The sequence below is a fragment of the Bacteroides sp. An51A genome (assembly GCF_002161565.1).
GTDB classification, from domain to species: domain Bacteria; phylum Bacteroidota; class Bacteroidia; order Bacteroidales; family Bacteroidaceae; genus Phocaeicola; species Phocaeicola intestinalis.
Genome location: NZ_NFIC01000001.1, coordinates 28449 through 46701, shown reverse-complemented (window position 1 = coordinate 46701; position 18253 = coordinate 28449). Strand labels below are relative to the sequence as shown.

Below are 18253 nucleotides of genomic sequence, written 5' to 3'. Positions count from 1 at the left end.
TTTAAGAATAATAATTTAATTAATCTGTGTAATCTGTGGTGAACGTAAAAACATGAAGAAGGTTTGTTCACATAAGGCAGGCAGTATCCGGTTCCGTCGGTGGAGCCGGAAGGGGTATGCCGTGTTCGTGAGTCTGCGCATTGTTGTGACAATCGGGCATGTATGCCGGAGCATTGCCGATGCGGCATTGAGCAAGAACAAATCTTTTTCTGAGAACCGGGAACAGAGAACGTCCGTTGACGAGAGAATGGCGGAAGGTACTGTAGATGACGGGGGCGGAGGAATCTTAGTGTCCGCATCTCAGGTAGTGAATGCCGTATTGCTTCTGTTCTTGATGCAGAGAGTGGTATCGGTTTCGGGTAAATCTGTTGTTTGTCCGGAGCGTTATATACCTTTATATAATATAGGAAGCGGAATGGGAAAGGCTCGCAAGCGGGTTTCTCTCATTCCGCTTTTAATGTTTTTTGAAACGCAGATTAGCGCAGATTTTCGCAGATATAATTATTTTTATTTGCGAAAATCTGCGCTAATCTGCGTTTCAACCTAAAGACTTATAAGCTCAAATGATAGAAAGAATTGAGAAAGCTGTTTACGAAGGGAAGCCGCTTCAGCCCGATGAGGTGCTGAGGGTTGCCGAAGAAACCCCGTTGGGCGTGTTGTGTGAGGCGGCACATCGGATTACGGTGAGGTGTGCTTCACGGAAGTTTGATATGTGTTCCATTATCAATGCGAAATCGGGACGGTGTCCGGAGAATTGTAAATGGTGTGCCCAGTCTGTACATTATGATACAGGCGTGCAAGTGTATGGCTTGGTATCGGAAGATGAATGCCTTCGTCATGCCCAGCTGAATGAAGCGCAAGGCGTGAACCGTTTCTCGCTGGTGACCAGCGGCAAGCGTCCTTCGGATAAGGAGATAAAGGTTTTGTGCGAGCGTTTCGCTTATTTGCGTATGCATAGTGGGATACATTTATGCGCTTCGTTGGGGCTTGCCGATGAGGCTCAGTTACGTGCCTTACATGAGGCGGGCGTTACCCGATATCATTGCAACCTGGAGACGGCGCCTTCTTATTTCGGGAATCTCTGCACCACCCATACGCAGGCAGAGAAAATAGAAACCATCCGGGCGGCGCGCCGCATAGGGATGGAAGTGTGTAGCGGAGGCATTATCGGAATGGGCGAGACGATGCGTCATCGGGTGGAATTGGCTTTTACGTTGCACGGGTTGGATATACAGTCTATTCCACTTAACCTGTTGCAGCCGATAAAAGGGACGCCGTTGGAAAAAGTCGCTCCTTTATCGGAAGAAGAGGTATTGCGCACGGTGGCAATGTTCCGGCTGGTAAATCCCGAAGCTTATCTGCGCTTTGCCGGAGGGCGTTCAAGGTTAAGCGAGGCATGCGTGAGCCGTGCGTTGTATGCCGGAATCAATTCGGCGATTGTGGGCGATTTGCTTACCACGCTGGGTTCGAAGGTACAAGAAGATAAAGAACGAATAAAAAATGCTGGTTATGAATGTTGATAAACTTGTTGATAAGTTCGACCGCGACCATTTGTGGCATCCTTACACATCGGCGGTCGACCCGTTGCCTACGTACAAGGTAAAACGGGCGGAAGGATGCGTGATAACATTGGCGGACGGTACCCAGCTGATAGACGGCATGTCTTCGTGGTGGTGCGCCGTGCACGGATACAACCGCCCCGAACTGAATGAAGCTGTCGAAAGGCAACTGCAAGACATGGCACACGTGATGTTCGGCGGACTGACCCATGAGCCTGCCATTGCTTTGGGCAAGCGGCTTTTACAGATAACGCCGCCTTCGATGCAACACATCTTTTATGCCGATAGCGGCTCGGTAGCGGTAGAGGTAGCACTGAAAATGGCGGTGCAATACCAATATGCGGCGGGACATCCCAGGAAGAGTAATTTTGTGACCATCCGTTCGGGATATCACGGAGATACATGGAATGCCATGTCGGTATGCGATCCGGTGACGGGGATGCACAGCCTGTTTGGTCCGGCATTGCCGGTACGCTGGTTCGCGCCGGCTCCCGAAAGCCGTTTCGGAGGCGAGTGGGACGAAAGCGATATCCTTCCGTTGCGGGAGATTATGGAAAAGCATCACGAAGAACTGGCAGGACTGATACTGGAACCCATCGTACAGGGTGCGGGCGGCATGCGTTTCTATCATCCGCAATACCTGCGCGAGGCGGCGAAGCTGTGCCGTGAATACGGTGTCCTGTTGCTTTTCGACGAGATAGCCACCGGTTTCGGGCGTACCGGAAAACTGTTCGCCTGGGAACATGCCGGCGTAGAGCCGGACATTATGTGCATCGGCAAGGCGCTGACCGGAGGATATATGACGTTTTCGGCGGTGCTTGCCAATGCAAGAGTGGCGGAAGGCATTTCATCGTGCGAGCCTCGTGTGTTTATGCACGGTCCTACGTTTATGGGCAATCCGTTGGCTTGCTCGGTGGCGTGCGCTTCGATTGACCTGTTGTTGTCGTATGGATGGCAGGAGAAAGTGGAGCGCATCGAGGCGCAACTGCGCAGGGAGTTGGAACCTGCCCGTATGCTTCCGCAAGTGGCGGATGTGCGGGTCTTGGGAGCCATCGGAGTGATTGAAACGAAGCGGGAGGTGGACATGGCATGGATGCAACGACGCTTTGTGGAGGAAGGCATCTGGGTTCGTCCTTTCGGTAAATTGGTTTATATAATGCCGCCGTTTGTCATCCGTCCCGATGAACTGACGAAGCTCACTTCGGGGCTGGTGAAGATAGTGGGCGAGATATAATTCACCACAGATTACACAGATTAATAAAAATTTTTTATTTAATTAATCTGTGTAATCTGTGGTGAAAAAACAAAGCAATATGAAAGAAGAACAGACTTTATACGCATTGGCGCGGGAAGGCAACCTGCGCACCTTGCCCGAAGCGGAACACGACGGGGTATGGATTGGGCAAGACGGACGGCGGATGCTGAACGTTGCGTCGAACGATTATTTGGGGCTGGCTTCCGACAGAGACTTGCAGAAGGAGTTTCTCCGCAGTGTGCCGGAGAGAGACCGCCTGCTTTCGGCTTCCTCTTCCCGTCTGCTGACGGGCAATTTTGCGGTGCACCGCGAATTGGAAGCATTGCTTGCCGGACGGTTCGGGCGTGAAAGTGCCTTGACGTTCAGCAGCGGTTATCACCTGAACATGGGCATCCTGCCCGCTGTGGCGGATGGGCATACGCTGATACTTGCCGACAAGCTGGTGCACGCCAGCCTGATAGACGGCATCCGCTTGTCGGCGGCGCGGTGCATCCGCTACCGCCATCAGGATTACAGGCAGTTGCAGAGCCTGGTGGAGAAACATCATGCCGCTTTCGATAGGCTTATCATCGTGACCGAAAGCGTGTTCAGCATGGATGGCGATGTGGCTCCGCTTGCCGCACTGGCGGAACTGAAGAAGGCTTATCCGAATGTGATGCTTTATGTCGATGAGGCACATGCCGTCGGCGTGCGGGGAAAACGGGGGCTGGGCATAGCCGAAGAGCAGGGCTGTCTGGCGGACATTGATTTCTTGTGCGGCACGTTCGGCAAGGCGCTGGCTTCGGTTGGGGCATACGTAGTGTGCAGCCGTTTGATGCACGATTATTTGGTCAACCGGATGCGGACGCTTATCTTTACCACGGCGCTTCCGCCGCTCAACGTGGCGTGGGCCAAATTCGTTTTTTCGCGGCTGGACGGGTGGGAAGACCGCCGCGTCCGGCTGGCTTCGATGGCGGAGAAGGTGTGCGGAGCAGTCCGCCGGGCGGGTTATCCTTGTCCTTCGGAGAGCCACATTGTTCCGTTGGTGGTGGGTGAGAGCGAAAAGACTGTCCTCAAGGCGGCGGAGATGCAGCGGAACGGGTTTTATGTCCTCCCCGTCCGTCCGCCCACGGTTCCCGAAGGCACCTCGCGCCTGCGCCTGTCGCTCACGGCGGCATTGCCCGAAGCAGAGGTGGAACGGCTGGTAGAAGCCATTGAAGCCTCTTCAATTCCCTCCGAAGGGGGGACTTAGATTTCGGGGCTTTATGTCACGCGACCTCGGCAGATATGAAAACAGCTTTTGGCAGCATTTCCAAGGCTTCGGTTGATATGAAAACAGCTTTTGGCAGCATTTCCAAGGGCTCGGCTGATAAAATAAAATGATTTTAGATATGGAACAACGATTTATAAAGAAAGAAAACAATCCCCGGCTGCTGCTTTTCTTTGCAGGGTGGGGAAGTGACGAACACCTGTTCAGCCGTCCGGTGGAAGACGGGTACGATTATCTGTTGTGTTTCGATTACCGCACGCTGGATTTCGACTATTCGCTGCTGGACGATTATCGCGAAATCCGCCTGCTGGCTTGGTCGATGGGCGTGTGGGTTGCCGGACAAGTCTTGACAGGCAAGGATTATCCGTGGCAGATGAGGCTTGCCGTAGGCGGTACGCCCTTCCCGATAGATGACCGGAAGGGAATCCCCGAAGCTATCTTCCGCGCTACGCTGGAGAATTTTTCGGATGCGGCGTTGGTACGTTTCCGCCGGCGCATTTGCGGGACGGCGGAGCAGGTGAAAGAATTTCTGTCGCACGCGCCTTACCGTCCGGTACCGGAACTGCACGAAGAGCTGCAGGCGTTAGAGCAGTACGTGCGCCGTCCGTCCGCTCCTTTCGTATGGGACAAGGCAATCATCGGGACGGACGATAAAATCTTTCCTCCTGCCAACCAGCGTGAGGCGTGGAGGGGGACTGCGGTCATTGAAAAAGACGTGGCGCATTACGGCGGCGCATTGTTCGACCGCCTGCTTTCGGGAGAGGAGGCTGTATGGACAAGGCACTGATCCGTCATCGTTTTGCCAAGGCTTCGGGCAGTTATCCGCGTCAGGCATTTGTGCAACGCGACATTGCCTTGCGTATGGCAGACCTGATAGGGCGGTATGTGTCGCCGGAATCGCATCGCCGGGTGCTCGAAATCGGATGCGGAACCGGATTGTTCACCCGTGCCTATTTGCACCGCTGGTGTCCGGAGCGGCTGGTGCTGAACGACCTTTGTCCTGAGGTGGAGCCTTATTTCGCCGACTTGCTGGGCGGGCAGGTAAGTTTTGTGGCAAAGGATGCCGAGGCGCTTGATTTCCCTTCCGGCCAGGATTTGATTGTGTCGTGCTCGGCGTTGCAGTGGTTCGATGCGCCCGAACGTTTCTTGTTGGGATGCCGCAAGCTGTTGTCCGGTCGTGGTTATCTTGCCTTCAGCACCTTCGGTCCCCGCAATGCCGAAGAAATCCGTGTGCTGACGGATGCCGGGCTTCCTTACCGTCCGCTGGACGAACTGAGGGAAGTGCTTTCGGGAGCATATCGTGTGGTCCATGCTTCAGAAGCATGTGTGCAGCTTTCTTTCCCGACTCCGCTGGACGTGCTGAGGCATCTGAAAGATACGGGTGTGACAGGCATCCGCCCCTGCCATTGGACACGGGAGAAGTTGGCGGACTTCAGTATGCGTTATGCCGGACGTTATGCCGCTCCCGACGGGACGGTTCCGCTGACGTATCATCCTATTTATATAGTATGTAAAATGAACTAAAAGAACGAAAGATGAAAGACAATGTGTATTTTGTAAGTGGTATTGACACCAATATCGGCAAGAGTTATGCCACGGGTTATCTGGCGCGGAAGTGGAACGAAGCAGGCATCCGCACCATTACGCAAAAGCTTGTACAGACGGGTAATGAAGACGTATCGGAAGACATCGCGCTGCACCGCCGGCTGATGGGCACGGGCTGGCTCCCCGAAGATGACGAGCGGCTGACGATGCCCGAGATATTCAGTTATCCCTGTTCGCCGCACTTGGCGGCGGAGATAGACCGCCGCCCGATTGATTTCGATAAGATAGAGCGGGCTACGCAAGCGCTGAGCGGACGCTATGACGCCGTGTTACTGGAGGGAGCGGGAGGGCTGATGGTGCCCTTGACCCGCGATTTGCTGACCATTGATTACATTGCCCGGCATCATTATCCGTTGGTGTTTGTTACCTCGGGCAGGCTGGGGAGCATCAACCATTTGTTGCTGAGCCTGGAGGCGGCAGACCGGCGGGGTATCCGTCTGCATACGCTGGTTTATAACCTTTTCCCCGAAGAAGATGATGCACTGATTCGCCAAGACACGGAGGAGTATATCCGGCATTTGCTGAAGGAGAAATATCCGGAGGCGCGTCTGGAAGTGGTGCCGTATATTCCGGAGTGAGTAAAGGGAAAGAGACCGTGCATTATACGACCGTGTGAGTTATGAAATCATGAGCCGCCGGCTGTATCTGTGTCCGGGATTTAACAAGAAGGAATTGTTGAAAGAGATTCATGTCCCAGCCAATAAGTTTGCGGTTTTGTTTAAGGTGTTTGCCGGTTGCAGCTTTTCCCAGTACATACAAAATTGCCGCCTTGATTATGCTGTCCGCTTAATGCGTGAGCAACCCCAGTGGACGTTGGACGCAATTGCCAAAGAAGCTCAAATGTCTAAAGGGGCTTTTAATATCCAGTTCCATAAGCGGTATGGCATGAAGCCTTCTGAATTTAGAAGCAGAGAACTTTCGTTGGACGAGGAAAAATAAGAAACTGTTTTGAATTGATTTATACTTCACGCGGTATGAAATTGTACATTTTAATGGAACACAGAAAACACGGAAAGACACAGGAATGACGCACTATCCACCCGACCTGATTGAAAAACAGTGGTAAGTTATACCAAAGATTTTAGAACCGCAAGCGAGGAACCGGAAACATCCGTTTAAAGAGGTGACGGATACCTTGTACATTACAAACATAGGAACTTAGAAGCTGTTTTGAATTTCTCCAAAAAGTTTTTCTTGGCTTGATGTATCCGTTTTCGTGTGTGCTTTGGGCGATTTTTTGGTCCTTTCCGCTCCTGTTCTTCGTCAGATAGCCCGCTATCTTCCTCATCACAGAAGCGGAAATGCCACAAAAACTCATCCCAAATCATCGCACGATAAATTCAAAACAGCTTCTTAATTTCTCCGATAAGTTTGTTGGACAGATACAAATCAATGTATGATTGAAAGGTTCAGTATCTGTTTCAAACTGTCTTCTTTTTACGTTCTCCATATGGAAACCGTACGGTTTTCATATCGAGAACGTACGGTTTTCAATTGGAGAACGTACGGTTTTGAGATGGAAACTATAAAAAGATACCGCTTGGATTGATAATATGACCCAATCAGCAACTTTAACTGTTTTGATTCTTTGATTAATTCAAAACAGTTTCTGAAAGGAGAGATCTTTTGATAATCAGTTTATTGCTTTCCTGATGTGATTTTCGTGAGACATAGTGGTGATTTTCATGAAACTTTTCTAGCCTGCTTTGTAGGGCATGTTAACTTGTACTGACTAACTTTGTTCTTAATATGATGAATATACATTAAAAAGATTGCATTTTGATAAAATATAGTCAATCAGAAATAAATTGCGAAAAATCATTTGTCATGCTGAGTGCCTATTTCCTGCGGAAAACCCATTCGATTATGACAAATTGTAAATTCGTCATTGGTAACGAAGTGAAGCATCTCGGATGCGCCCACGTGGATGTACACGAGATCCTTCACGTTCGTTCAGGATGACAATACAGGATGACAATACATCAAGAATTTTTCGCAAACCAATTTTGTTTTACTATAATAAGTATATTTACGCCCATAAGATACATTTTATTTCTTATTTAATGGGTGAATTTTGTGTTCAGACAAAATAGGTTTAAAATGTAATCTGAAAAAGTGATGTATTATATATTGCATGTTGCCGGCTGTTGTAAATCACTGGCAAGTAGTGATAAATAGACTTTTTGATATTCATTTAGGATATTTTGATACTGTGCTAATAGGCTTTTGATACATCTTTCCGGACTTTTTGATATAAGATATAGAAGTCGGAGATTGGTTAAGTTTTTGATTTGTGCTAGTTTTGAAATGCATTTGAGTAATGTGGGCTTATTGCTAAAAATAATTTTATGAATTGAATAAAACAGGAATCGGATATGAAACAAAATATCGTATCACCTCAAGCGATGATAGTTGGAGAAGGAGCTTATGCTGTCAATGAACTTCATTTAAGCATAGAAGATGCCTCGGAACAGAATCTGTTTATTTACCGTTATGCCGCCGGAGCACAATTCAATGTCAGCCGGAAGCTGCAGAATAATGTGATTTGTGGATTGGTGGCATTGACGGAAGATCCTTCTTCGCCAGGAGATATGATGTTGGCTCCGAATGCTACCCTTATAAATAAAGGTGTCATTGACATTCATTTCAAAGAATTGTATGCTGCTCATATTCGGAATGCACAGCGGTGTGGGGATGCTTATCAGGTAGATGCCTTGCGTGGGTATGCAATGGCTGCAGGTGCAAATTCGGTATTGATAAACGAAGGTGTCATTAATGTCTATATGGATCATGACGCCGATGCCGAGACTACGATGTATTGTTGTGCCATGTGGGCGGAAGCTGATTCGATGTTGGTTAATAAAGGCGAAATTCATTTCTATGGCAATGGTTCCTGGCAAGCATTGGTGCGTGGTGTAGGAGGTGTAGCCGACCATTTGCATGTGGTGAATGAAGGACTGATTACGGTAGATGTGGAACGTGCTTTCCAAACCCGTGTGTTACATACAGCCGGTATGTATGGTTCGCTTTGGAATAAAGGGCGTATTGAAGTGCGTGTGGCCGGACGTGTGATGACGATGGGAAGCGTGACAGGTACACAAATGCTTAATGACGGTGAAATTTATGTTACTTCATTGGCCACTTTGATTGAAGGGAAGATTCCTTATTTATTTAATTTCCCACCAATGGCCACGGGTATGTATGAGCATTTCCGTCCGGGTGCTTTATTGCCGAGTCCGATAGTCAATAGGGGAGTGATTAAGGTGCATTTGATAGGTAGCAAAGCTTCTGGTCCTGATGCGATTGCTTTCGGATTTTATTATCAGATGGAAAATAAAGATAATGGGGAAACTCCAGTTCGTTTCGTTTCCAATGAAGGGACAGTGGAAGTAACTCAAGAAGGGCCTGTGAATTATGTAACGGGAGAATTGGGCGTGAACATGCAGTTGAAAGAAGACAATCCGGTGAAGTTGAAAATCGGTACGTGGAAAACGCACAGCCGTGACTTCTCGCAGACACACGACTTGTTCGTGTGCCAAAGTGCGTGTTTTGACTTATCGGAGCTAAACTTAATATTGGAGGATGGAGGTGTACGGCCTGATGTATCTGAATTGGTTTATCAGCTTCCTGTTGCTTTGCATCGGGGTGACACATGTATAATCAGTAAGTAAGAATTTATGTTATACAATTAAAATGCAGAAAATTATGGACAACAAGATGGTGATTAATCACAAAGAAGTAGAAAAAGTAGATATGGGTAAAGGTGTAATCCGTCAAGATTTCGCCATGGGCAAGAATCTGAATGTATTGCACTGGAATATGTCTGACCAAAGTGTGGTAGGTATGCATACGCATCCGCAGGAACAATTCGGATATGTCATCAAGGGTGGTTTCCGCCTTACGATTGGCGATAAGGAATACGAACTGAAAGAAGGTGATGCTTATTTGGTTCCCGCAGATGTGCCTCATGGTTTTGTAGCTATCGGTGAGACAGAAGCCATTGATGTGTTCGCTCCAGTCAAGACGGTTTTTCCGTGGGATAAATAAGCATGAGTATCGGACCAAAACAGTTGATTCTCGATGAAAAAATTTATTGGATTATGGTTTTGGGGCATATTGCTGTTTGCCATATCGTCTTGCTCGGAGGATGAAGAGCCTGCATTCGTTCCGGAAGGAGAGGAAGAAATATTGATAACGGGCGAGTCGGGTGCTACGGTGGTCAATACGAAAGATATTGTCTTGGGGGTGAGCGAGGACGATGTGGTATTCGAAATGACTTCCACTATTCTGACGACAAGTGGCCGTGTGACGGAGACAACGCTTAATTGTTGCGCTATGGCTGGCATTAACTTTACGGATAATGGCGGGATGCTTGCAATGGATACGTTGAATACGGTAGAGGATGTAGTGCTTATCAACCGGGGAACCATTACCATTCATACCAAAGACTTAGTGGAACGGTATAAGGACCAGATTCAGACTCCGGATGACCCGGAACGTCCTTATACTTATCTTCGTTTGATCGCCATGTTTGTCGGAACGAATAGTACGATTATTAATGAAGGGGTCATCAATGTGTATTTTGACCATGATCCGTCTGTGACTTCTACGATTTATGTCATGGGAATGAACGGAGGCGGAAACTCATCGATGATTAATAACGGCGAAATTCATTTTTATGGAAACGGTTCTGTAGCTACCCGTTTGCGTGGTATGGCAACATTCGGTAATAGCATTTCCGCATTCAATAACGGTGTCATGACCGCAGAATTGGATATGTGTGAAGACGCGCGTATGATTACTACGGGCGGTACTAAATCGAATGTGATAAACGATGGTACGATGCAGATGCGGTTGCCTGGTTATATACTTTGCATGACCCGTTACGGGGATTCTAATTTGATAAACAATGGTGTGGTTGACTTGACCATGGTTGACCTTCCTGAAGGATATACCGCTGTGGGCAACGCTGAGAATCCTGTCGTTTGTGCGATGTACGACCCTTTGTCGGGCGGACGTACGCAGATGCCTTCTTTGGTGAACCGGGGCAGTATCAGCATTGCCATTGAAGGAAGTGAACGCTCTAATTCGGTAAGTCAAGGTTATGGCATGTATTGTGACTTGATGGGTGCCGGCGGTGGAGATTTGCAGGTGAATGTCATCAATGATGGAAGCATCGAAGTGTCGCAAAGTGGTCCGGTAGATTTCAGGATGGCAGAGGCTGGATTCATTACCCGTCCTGCGGTAAGAGAAGAAACTTGCTGCATAAAGCTGGGACGTTGGAATACGACGTTACGCGATTTTTCCCAGACTCAGGATTTGTTTTACGGTCAAGGTGTCAATATGGATTTTGGCGGAGGAGAATTGCTGTTGAAGAAAGGAGAAGATTATGTGGACGGAACTTCTTACAGTGTAGCTCCGGAAGCATTGCTTTATAATGGAGGAAGAACGATGTTCCGTTATGAGTATTCCGGATATGAAAACTTTGAGATAAAAGCAGCTGATGAAAGCAATGTTAATCTGACATGGGATAAAGAAAATAATCAGGTGTCTTTGTCTGACAAATAAAACAGAAAATAGAATATGGAAAATATAGTAAGAAAAAGTGTCCGTGTAGGGAGCGCAGGGTATTATGTCAACCGTGAACATCTGGTTATCACTAAGCCAGAGGCAGGTAATGTAGCAGATATTACTGAGCAGGCGATTGCCGCCGGTAAAGTGCTTAAGGGGCGTAATATTGTTCTGTATGCTTTGGCGGCATTGATGGATGATGAAGAAAATCCGGGACAGCAGCGTTTGGCTCCGAATGCGACTTTGATAAATGAAGGCGTCATCGAGATACATATGCATGACATTGTTGACGCTTATAAGGCGCAAGTAAAAGCTACGCCTGATGACCCGAACGGAACATATCGTTTCGTGAAATGTTTTGCCATGGCTGCCGGTAAGGATTCGACCATTATCAACGAGGGAATTATCCGGATTTATTTCGATCAGGAGAAGGATTTGGAAACGGCTGTATATGGAGAAACGTTGTTGGCGGGTGAGAATTCGACGGTTATCAATAATGGGACTATCGAATTGTTGGGTAACGGTTCATTCGATACACAGACTCGTGTCATCGCTCTTCCGGTCAATAATGTGACCATCATCAATAACGGGAAAATCAATGTGGATGTCGAGAAGGCTTCTACCGTCCGTGTGTTGGCTACAACAGGTATTGGCGGAACGATTGCCAATTATGGTTCTATCCGAATCAATTCGACAGGAAGAATCATGACGATAGCCCGTTTTGCCAATACGCATTTGATTAATGCCGGAGATATTGATATTGTTTCGCGTGCGCATTTCATTGTTAATAAGGTGTCGTTCTTGTACCAATCTTATCCTTTGGCATGTGCTTTTTATGAACATTCATTGCCGAATACCCAGCTTGTTCCTCCTTTGGTCAATAAGGGTACGGTGAAGATTCATTTGGAAGGAAGCGAGGCTTCTACTCCGAAGGCGGTTGCGTTCGGTATCTATAGCGAGATGGTAGGCAAGGAAGAACATATTCATCGCATGGAAAATACCGGCTCGATTACGGTGTCAAAGTCGGGTCCCTATGATTTTCTGGTAGCGGAAGTGGGCGTAAACGCTCAGTCGGCTAAAGATTTTCCGTATCATGTAGAGATAGGCGAATGGCATACGGAAGCCCGGAACTTTACAGAAACGAAAGATTTGTTTGTCTGCAATAGCGGAATCTTTGATTTCGCGCATACTCGTTTGACACTGACGGGAGATAATGCCGTGCCGGATGTAAAAGCTGAAAGCTTGGTTTATCAGCGTGACGAGGCGATGCAACGTGGCGATACCTTCCAAGTTCTGAATGCGGATAAATTGGTTATTACAAAATAAGAGTGTTAAAAAAGCAGGTTTTTCCCCTGTATGTTTAATTTTAAATACCTATTGAGATTATGGCAAAGAAAGTTTTAATTATTGCAACGAATTATGGTTCATGGGGTGAGGAATTGCAGGCTCCGTGGGATGCATGTAAGAAAGCTGGTTTTGAAGTGACTTTGGCTACTCCGCAAGGAAAGAAACCGCTTCCTTTCCAAATCAGTGTAGACCCTGATTTTGTAGACGGTGTACAGAATATCAAGACTAATCCGAAAGAAGTTTGCGACCGCTGCAAGGAATTGGTAGATGGTGAAGAATGGGCACATCCGTTGAAATTCTCAGAAGTAAACATGGCTGATTATGACGCGATTGCTTTGACTGGCGGTCCGGGTGCTATGTTGGATATGTGTAATTGCTGGGAATTGCATAAGCTGATTATGGATGCTTATAAGAGCGGTAAGATTGTGGCTGCATTGTGCTATGCCGTTTCTACATTGGTATTCCTCCGCGACCCGGAAAATGATTATAAGTCGATTGTGTATGGCAAGAAGATTTGTGCTCATCCACGTGCATGGGATTTCTATGGTCCGGGTATGGCTATGTCATACGAATTGTATGGTGCAACTCCTGATAACTGCGGTACGAATGTGATTACTCCGGGATTCTTGTGGCCTATCGAAGATTTGGTTCGTGACGCAGTAGGTCCTAACGGCGCTTGTATAGCACGTATCAATGCAAGTCGTGAAGACCCGCAAGTTTATTATGATCATCCGTTTATTACCGGTACTTCGGTAGAATCATCTATCGCATACGGTGATATGATTGTGAAAGTGTTGAATTCTCTTAAATAATAATTATAAGGAGAGTCATGTGTGGGGTTAATTCCGCACATGACTTATTCCTTTTTTAAATCCAAAAGCAAAATGCCGGCAATAATAATTCATAGCATTGAGATGACCGACGAGCAAAAGAAGATTGTAGCCGATAAGTTCATCTCTACCTTTTCCGAAGTAAGCGGAGTGCCCAAAGACCGTATTTATCTTTTTTTTAACGGATACGGTTTGAACGAGGCAGCTACAGGCGGAAAATTATTTTCTGAAAATCCTCCTAAAAGCGCGAAAGCAAAGTTTAACGAGGATGAGTGGGCTGATAAACAGAAGTAAAACTAACATATAATAAAAAGGATTTATTATGGATGTAAACCAAACCATCGTAAAAGCACTGGAAGATATCGGCGTGAGCTATGTATTTGGAGGGAGCGGACAGGTAAACGCCTCTATGTTGTTGGCTCTGCGCGATTCGAAAAAAATAAAGACCGTTATTATCCGCAATGAGCAGGCGGCGTCGTTCATGGCATGTGGCTACACTATGTTTAACCCGAATAATTTGGGTGTGTGCTTTGCGACGGGAGGTCCGGGTGCGTTTAATTTGTTCTCAGGCATGGCGGTAGCATTATCCGATTCGTTGCCCATATTGGCTATAACAGGATATACTTCAATGGGACAACGGGGAAAAGGTGCGTTGAACGAGTCTACAGGATTGAGTCGTACGCCTGATTCGCAGGTGATGTTTTCGGCTACGACCAAAAAATCGTATGTATTGGAGCGGGCAGAAGATACGTGTGATATCTTGGAAGACGCTATAAATACAGCATTCGACGGGCGTCCGGGACCGGTGCATATCCATATACCGAAAGATGTGACTACGGCAGAAGTAACCAATTTCCGCCCGATTAACATCCGTGTAAAAGCGGTTAAGGCAACGGAAGAAGCTCTGCAAAAAGCGGCGGATGCATTGGCTGATGCAATCAGTAAGAATAAGAAAGTGCTGGCGATGATTGGTTATGGTTGCGTGCGTAGTGAGGCATCCGGCGAATTGCTCCAATTAATAGAAAGGTATCAAATACCGTTTGTCCAGACAATGGATGCCAAAGGATTATTGCCGGAGAATCATCCTTTGTGTTTAGGCATGTATGGAACATCGGGTGACAAGGCGGCTAATACGTATTTTCAGGAGGCGGAAGTCGTGCTCGCAATGGGAAATTCGTTCGCTCAAAATGCTACATTCTCATTCCAACCGGATTTATATGCGAATAAACAGTTGATTCATGTGAATATTGATCCGGCTGAAATCAATAAAGTGTATAAAGCTGATGTAGCGGTGGTAAGCGATATCAAATTGGCACTTCAGGAGTTATTGCCTTTATTGGAGAAACGTGATTTGCCCTCCTTGCAAATCGGTGCATTGCCCAACGGGCATTATTATGAGGAACCGGTGCATACAGATGCCCAACGGATTTTTCCGGGAGATATCGTCCGTGTCTTGTCTCAGAATCTGCCAGACAATGCCATTGTAATGGGTGATGCCGGTTCGCACATGTTGTGGTTGAGCTGTTATTTGCAGTTGAATAAGAATCAGCGCTATCAGAATCCGGGAAGTTTCGGACCTATGGCAAGCCATACGAACGGCTGCTTGGGAGTGAAATGCGCTAATCCGGATAAAGTGGTGATTGCAGGCGTGGGTGATGGATGCTATCAGATGGCAGGATTCGAATTGATGACTGCAGTGCAATATAACATTCCTGTTATTTGGATTATATTCAATAACAGTGAATTTAATATCATCAAGAAGTTCTTGCTGAATATGTATAATGACGAGGCATATATGCAGTTTGAGAATCCGGATTTTGTGAAGTATGCCGAAGCATGTGGAGCGAAAGGATATAGGGTAGAAAAATTGGAAGAATTCTTGCCGGCGTTGCAGGATGCCATCGCGTTGAACAAGCCTTGCATTATTGATGTGTTGGTAGATAGTGAAGTGTATCCGCCTTTCAGTTTGGGAAGGGTATAAATAAAAAATGCATGTCCGTAATGAACCGGAGCAATGATGTGCAAAATGAATATATACTGACTTTGCCAAGTCAGTTATCTTCGTGGGCTGTAGCAGTTAACTGGAATTGCTTATGAAGTATATATTCATTTTCCGGACATATTAATCAGGTTGAATACGGACATTCATGGCACGGAAAATTCTTTTGCCGGATCGGACAAATATTTATTCTACCATATCTTTCCTGAATGATAATGCCGGTTCATCATCGGCACATGTGTTTGGCAGAAAGTTGTTTATCAATGATGCTTTGTCGTTACAATGCGGATAAGCCTTCGTATATAGGAGGCGTGGTGAATTATCTGCGCTTGAGTGTGACTGTAGGCAAGCCTGTCCGCATGTTCTTATAAAAAATGGGAGGATAATTGAATATAAAAATGGAAGAGACAAAGAAATATTCGAAAATGTTGATACCGTCTATTTTATCGGTATCTGTGCTTACTATTATGGCACCTACGGCGGTATCTCCTGCCTTGGCTGCTATACGGGATGCATTCCCGCATATTTCGGAAACACAAGCCAAGTTGGTTTTAACCTTGCCTACGTTGATAATGATGCCGATAGGATTGTTTTCCGCGCGTCTTACCGCTAAGATAGACAAGAAAAAGCTTTTGCTTACCGGGATGATACTTTTTCTTGTATTTGGTGTGGCTGGAGGTTTTGTGAACGATTTCCGGCTTTTGTTGTTAATGCGTTTGTTTTTCGGAATAGGTCTAGGCATTATGACTCCTTTATCCACTTCACTGATATTTGATTTTGCTCCGGATACCAATAAACGTAGCAAGCTTTTGGGCTTACAAGGCTCTTTTAACCAGTTGGGCGGTTTGCTTTTTATGAGTTTGTCGGGTGTGTTGGCAAGTATTTCGTGGCGTTATTCGTTCTTGTGTTACGCCTTTGTGGTTATATCAATCGTATTGACCACTTTGTTTATGCCTTCTATTCCACCGTTGGCTTCCCCCAAAAATGCTGCAGGTGGTGCAGGCAGGAAAACGGGAATGAATAAGAAGATATTTGTTTTAGCGTTTTTTGCCATGATGATATTTGCTTGTTATTTTGTGATAAATACCGACTTGGCGTTGTTTATGGACGTGGAGGGTATCGGCAATGCGAAAGAGTGTGGCTATGCGCTTTCTCTGATGCGTATCCCGGCGATTATTGCCGGTGTGTTGTTGGCTTGGATTATGCGGAATCTGAAAGACTGGACCATGCCTTTTGCCACGGTGATAATGGCGGCAGGATATGTCATTATCGCTTGCTCTCATTCGTATGGCGTCTTGATGGCAGGATGTTTGGTCGTGGGGCTTGGCGGCGGCTTTGCTTTGCCTCCCATTTCTCTTTTCTTGCCGCGCATTGTCACTCCGCGCCAGCGGACTTTAGGAGTAGCTATTATCATGTCGGTGGCTCAAGTGGGACAATTTGTGTCTCCGCTTTATACGGACTTGTTTGTAGATAATTCGATGGATGGTTCTGGTAGAATGCGTTTTATTGTGTGTGCCGTTACTTCTGTGATAATCGGTTTTTTGGTGGTGGCATTTGCTCATACTTTGCCGAAAAAACCACTAGAAAATTGAATATTTACGAAGTGAGGTAGAAAGAATTTAAAGGTATAAATTATTAGAATGAATAAGATATGGCAATTAAAATTTTAAGCGTAGACGATGAACAGGACTTGGAAATACTGTTGACCCAGTATTTTCGTCGGAAAATCCGCAAGGGTGAATACGAGTTCACCTTTGCGCATAATGGTTTGGAAGCCTTGCAATTGGTGTTGGAAAAGAAAGACTTTGATATTATTTTGAGTGATATCAATATGCCCGAAATGGATGGGCTTACTTTGTTGACCCGCATCAACGAGATGAGGAATCCGGCATTGAAATGCATTATGGTGTCGGCATACGGCGATATGGACAACATCCGTTCGGCGATGAACAACGGTGCATTTGATTTCGCTACTAAACCGATTGATTTGGATGATTTGTCACGCACGATAGAAAAGGCGATTGAGCAAATAAATTTTGTCAGAGAATCGCAGAATGAACATGATCAGTTGGAGTCTATTAAAAATGATTTAGCGGTGGCTGGTGAGATTCAGCAGGCTATATTGCCTCGTAAATTTCCGCCATTCCCTAAGTTGGCTGATGTTGTTGACATTTATGCCTCAATGACTCCGGCGAAAGATGTGGGTGGAGATTTCTACGACTTTTTCCAGATAGACGAAGAACGAATCGGCTTTGTAATAGCCGATGTATCGGGGAAAGGTGTCCCGGCATCCTTGTTTATGGCAGTAAGCCGGACGTTGATTCGTGCTACAGGCATCAGGGGAGTCCCTTCTCATGAATGCATCAATTATGCTAATAAATTGTTGTGTAACGAAAGTCTTGACTCAATGTTTGTAACGGTCTTTTATGGTATTTACAATATCAAGACCGGCGAGGTGGACTATACGAATGCAGGGCACAATCCTCCGTATTTATTGCGTAAGAATAATACCGTAGAACCATTACCGCTTTCCAAGAATTTCATCGTAGGCGTATTTGATGATTTTGTCTATACAAATTCGAGCTTGACTTTGGAGCCGGGAGACACGTTGATTCTCTACACCGATGGTGTGACAGAAGCCTTTAATGAAAACCGGGAAATGTTTTCGGAAAGCGGATTAGAGAAAACCTTGAAGAGTGTACCGGGTGCAGGGAGCGAAGAAATAGCGGAAGCTATTTTGGAAGACTTGAAGGATTTTGTCGGGAACGAACCTCAAAGCGATGACATTACGATGTTGATATTGAAACGATTGAAATAACACATGTAGTACAATAAAAG

The 18253-nt window shown here is 46.4% G+C and carries 18 protein-coding genes; 17 read left to right on the top strand and 1 reads right to left on the bottom strand.

Annotated features, from left to right (window positions below):
• Nucleotides 1-52: 52 nt before the first annotated feature.
• From B5G04_RS00185 to B5G04_RS00150, 8 genes are all read left to right on the top strand, one after another.
• A complete protein-coding gene (locus tag B5G04_RS00185; protein ID WP_087395018.1) occupies nt 53-547 on the top strand; it encodes a hypothetical protein in 495 nt (164 codons plus the stop codon).
• 16 nt (nt 548-563) lie between these two features.
• Nucleotides 564-1520, top strand: coding sequence for a biotin synthase BioB (bioB, locus tag B5G04_RS00180; protein ID WP_087395015.1), 957 nt, complete (start codon nt 564-566; stop codon nt 1518-1520).
• Nucleotides 1510-2793: an adenosylmethionine--8-amino-7-oxononanoate transaminase gene (bioA, locus tag B5G04_RS00175; protein WP_087395012.1), complete on the top strand. Its 1284-nt coding sequence runs from the start codon at nt 1510-1512 to the stop codon at nt 2791-2793. Before bioB ends, bioA begins: the two co-directional genes overlap by 11 nt.
• Nucleotides 2794-2872: 79 nt before the next feature.
• Nucleotides 2873-4045, top strand: a complete 1173-nt coding sequence (locus B5G04_RS00170; RefSeq protein WP_087395009.1) for an 8-amino-7-oxononanoate synthase — start codon at nt 2873-2875, stop codon at nt 4043-4045.
• A 139-nt stretch (nt 4046-4184) separates the two neighbouring features.
• On the top strand, nt 4185-4850 hold the full coding sequence (locus B5G04_RS00165) for a pimeloyl-ACP methyl esterase BioG family protein (protein WP_087251561.1): 666 nt from the start codon (nt 4185-4187) through the stop codon (nt 4848-4850).
• Nucleotides 4835-5587 (top strand): malonyl-ACP O-methyltransferase BioC, encoded by a 753-nt coding sequence (bioC, locus tag B5G04_RS00160; RefSeq protein ID WP_087251558.1) that lies wholly within the window; start codon nt 4835-4837, stop codon nt 5585-5587. The genes B5G04_RS00165 and bioC overlap by 16 nt, the downstream gene beginning before the upstream one ends.
• A gap of 11 nt (nt 5588-5598) precedes the next feature.
• Nucleotides 5599-6246, top strand: a complete 648-nt coding sequence (gene bioD / locus B5G04_RS00155) for a dethiobiotin synthase (protein WP_087251559.1) — start codon at nt 5599-5601, stop codon at nt 6244-6246.
• A gap of 34 nt (nt 6247-6280) precedes the next feature.
• Nucleotides 6281-6607, top strand: a complete 327-nt coding sequence (locus B5G04_RS00150) for a helix-turn-helix domain-containing protein (protein WP_087207869.1) — start codon at nt 6281-6283, stop codon at nt 6605-6607.
• 203 nt (nt 6608-6810) lie between these two features.
• Here the strand turns inward: B5G04_RS00150 and B5G04_RS00145 are convergent, their stop codons facing one another.
• A complete protein-coding gene (locus B5G04_RS00145) occupies nt 6811-6996 on the bottom strand; it encodes a hypothetical protein (protein WP_158100006.1) in 186 nt (61 codons plus the stop codon).
• A gap of 1047 nt (nt 6997-8043) precedes the next feature.
• Here B5G04_RS00145 and B5G04_RS00140 point away from each other — a divergent pair.
• From B5G04_RS00140 to B5G04_RS00100, 9 genes are all read left to right on the top strand, one after another.
• Nucleotides 8044-9339, top strand: a complete 1296-nt coding sequence (locus B5G04_RS00140; RefSeq protein ID WP_087249704.1) for a hypothetical protein — start codon at nt 8044-8046, stop codon at nt 9337-9339.
• Between the two features lie 34 nt (nt 9340-9373).
• On the top strand, nt 9374-9715 hold the full coding sequence (locus B5G04_RS00135) for a cupin domain-containing protein (RefSeq protein ID WP_013617834.1): 342 nt from the start codon (nt 9374-9376) through the stop codon (nt 9713-9715).
• 33 nt (nt 9716-9748) lie between these two features.
• The gene (locus tag B5G04_RS00130) at nt 9749-11236 is read left to right on the top strand and encodes a hypothetical protein (protein WP_087249706.1); all 1488 of its coding nucleotides are present in this window, start codon (nt 9749-9751) and stop codon (nt 11234-11236) included.
• A 15-nt stretch (nt 11237-11251) separates the two neighbouring features.
• Nucleotides 11252-12565 carry a hypothetical protein gene (locus tag B5G04_RS00125; RefSeq protein WP_087249708.1) on the top strand — a complete coding sequence of 438 codons (1314 nt, stop codon included), beginning with the start codon at nt 11252-11254 and terminating at the stop codon, nt 12563-12565.
• Nucleotides 12566-12624: 59 nt separating this feature from the next.
• Nucleotides 12625-13398 (top strand): type 1 glutamine amidotransferase domain-containing protein, encoded by a 774-nt coding sequence (locus B5G04_RS00120; RefSeq protein ID WP_013617831.1) that lies wholly within the window; start codon nt 12625-12627, stop codon nt 13396-13398.
• A gap of 72 nt (nt 13399-13470) precedes the next feature.
• Complete coding sequence (locus B5G04_RS00115) at nt 13471-13710, top strand: hypothetical protein (protein WP_013617830.1); 240 nt, start codon at nt 13471-13473, stop codon at nt 13708-13710.
• Nucleotides 13711-13738: 28 nt separating this feature from the next.
• Complete coding sequence (locus tag B5G04_RS00110) at nt 13739-15397, top strand: thiamine pyrophosphate-binding protein (RefSeq protein ID WP_022039556.1); 1659 nt, start codon at nt 13739-13741, stop codon at nt 15395-15397.
• Between the two features lie 416 nt (nt 15398-15813).
• Entirely contained in the window at nt 15814-17007 is a 1194-nt protein-coding gene (locus tag B5G04_RS00105; protein ID WP_087249710.1) for an MFS transporter, read from the top strand.
• 59 nt (nt 17008-17066) lie between these two features.
• On the top strand, nt 17067-18233 hold the full coding sequence (locus B5G04_RS00100) for a SpoIIE family protein phosphatase (RefSeq protein WP_013617826.1): 1167 nt from the start codon (nt 17067-17069) through the stop codon (nt 18231-18233).
• Nucleotides 18234-18253: the final 20 nt, after the last annotated feature.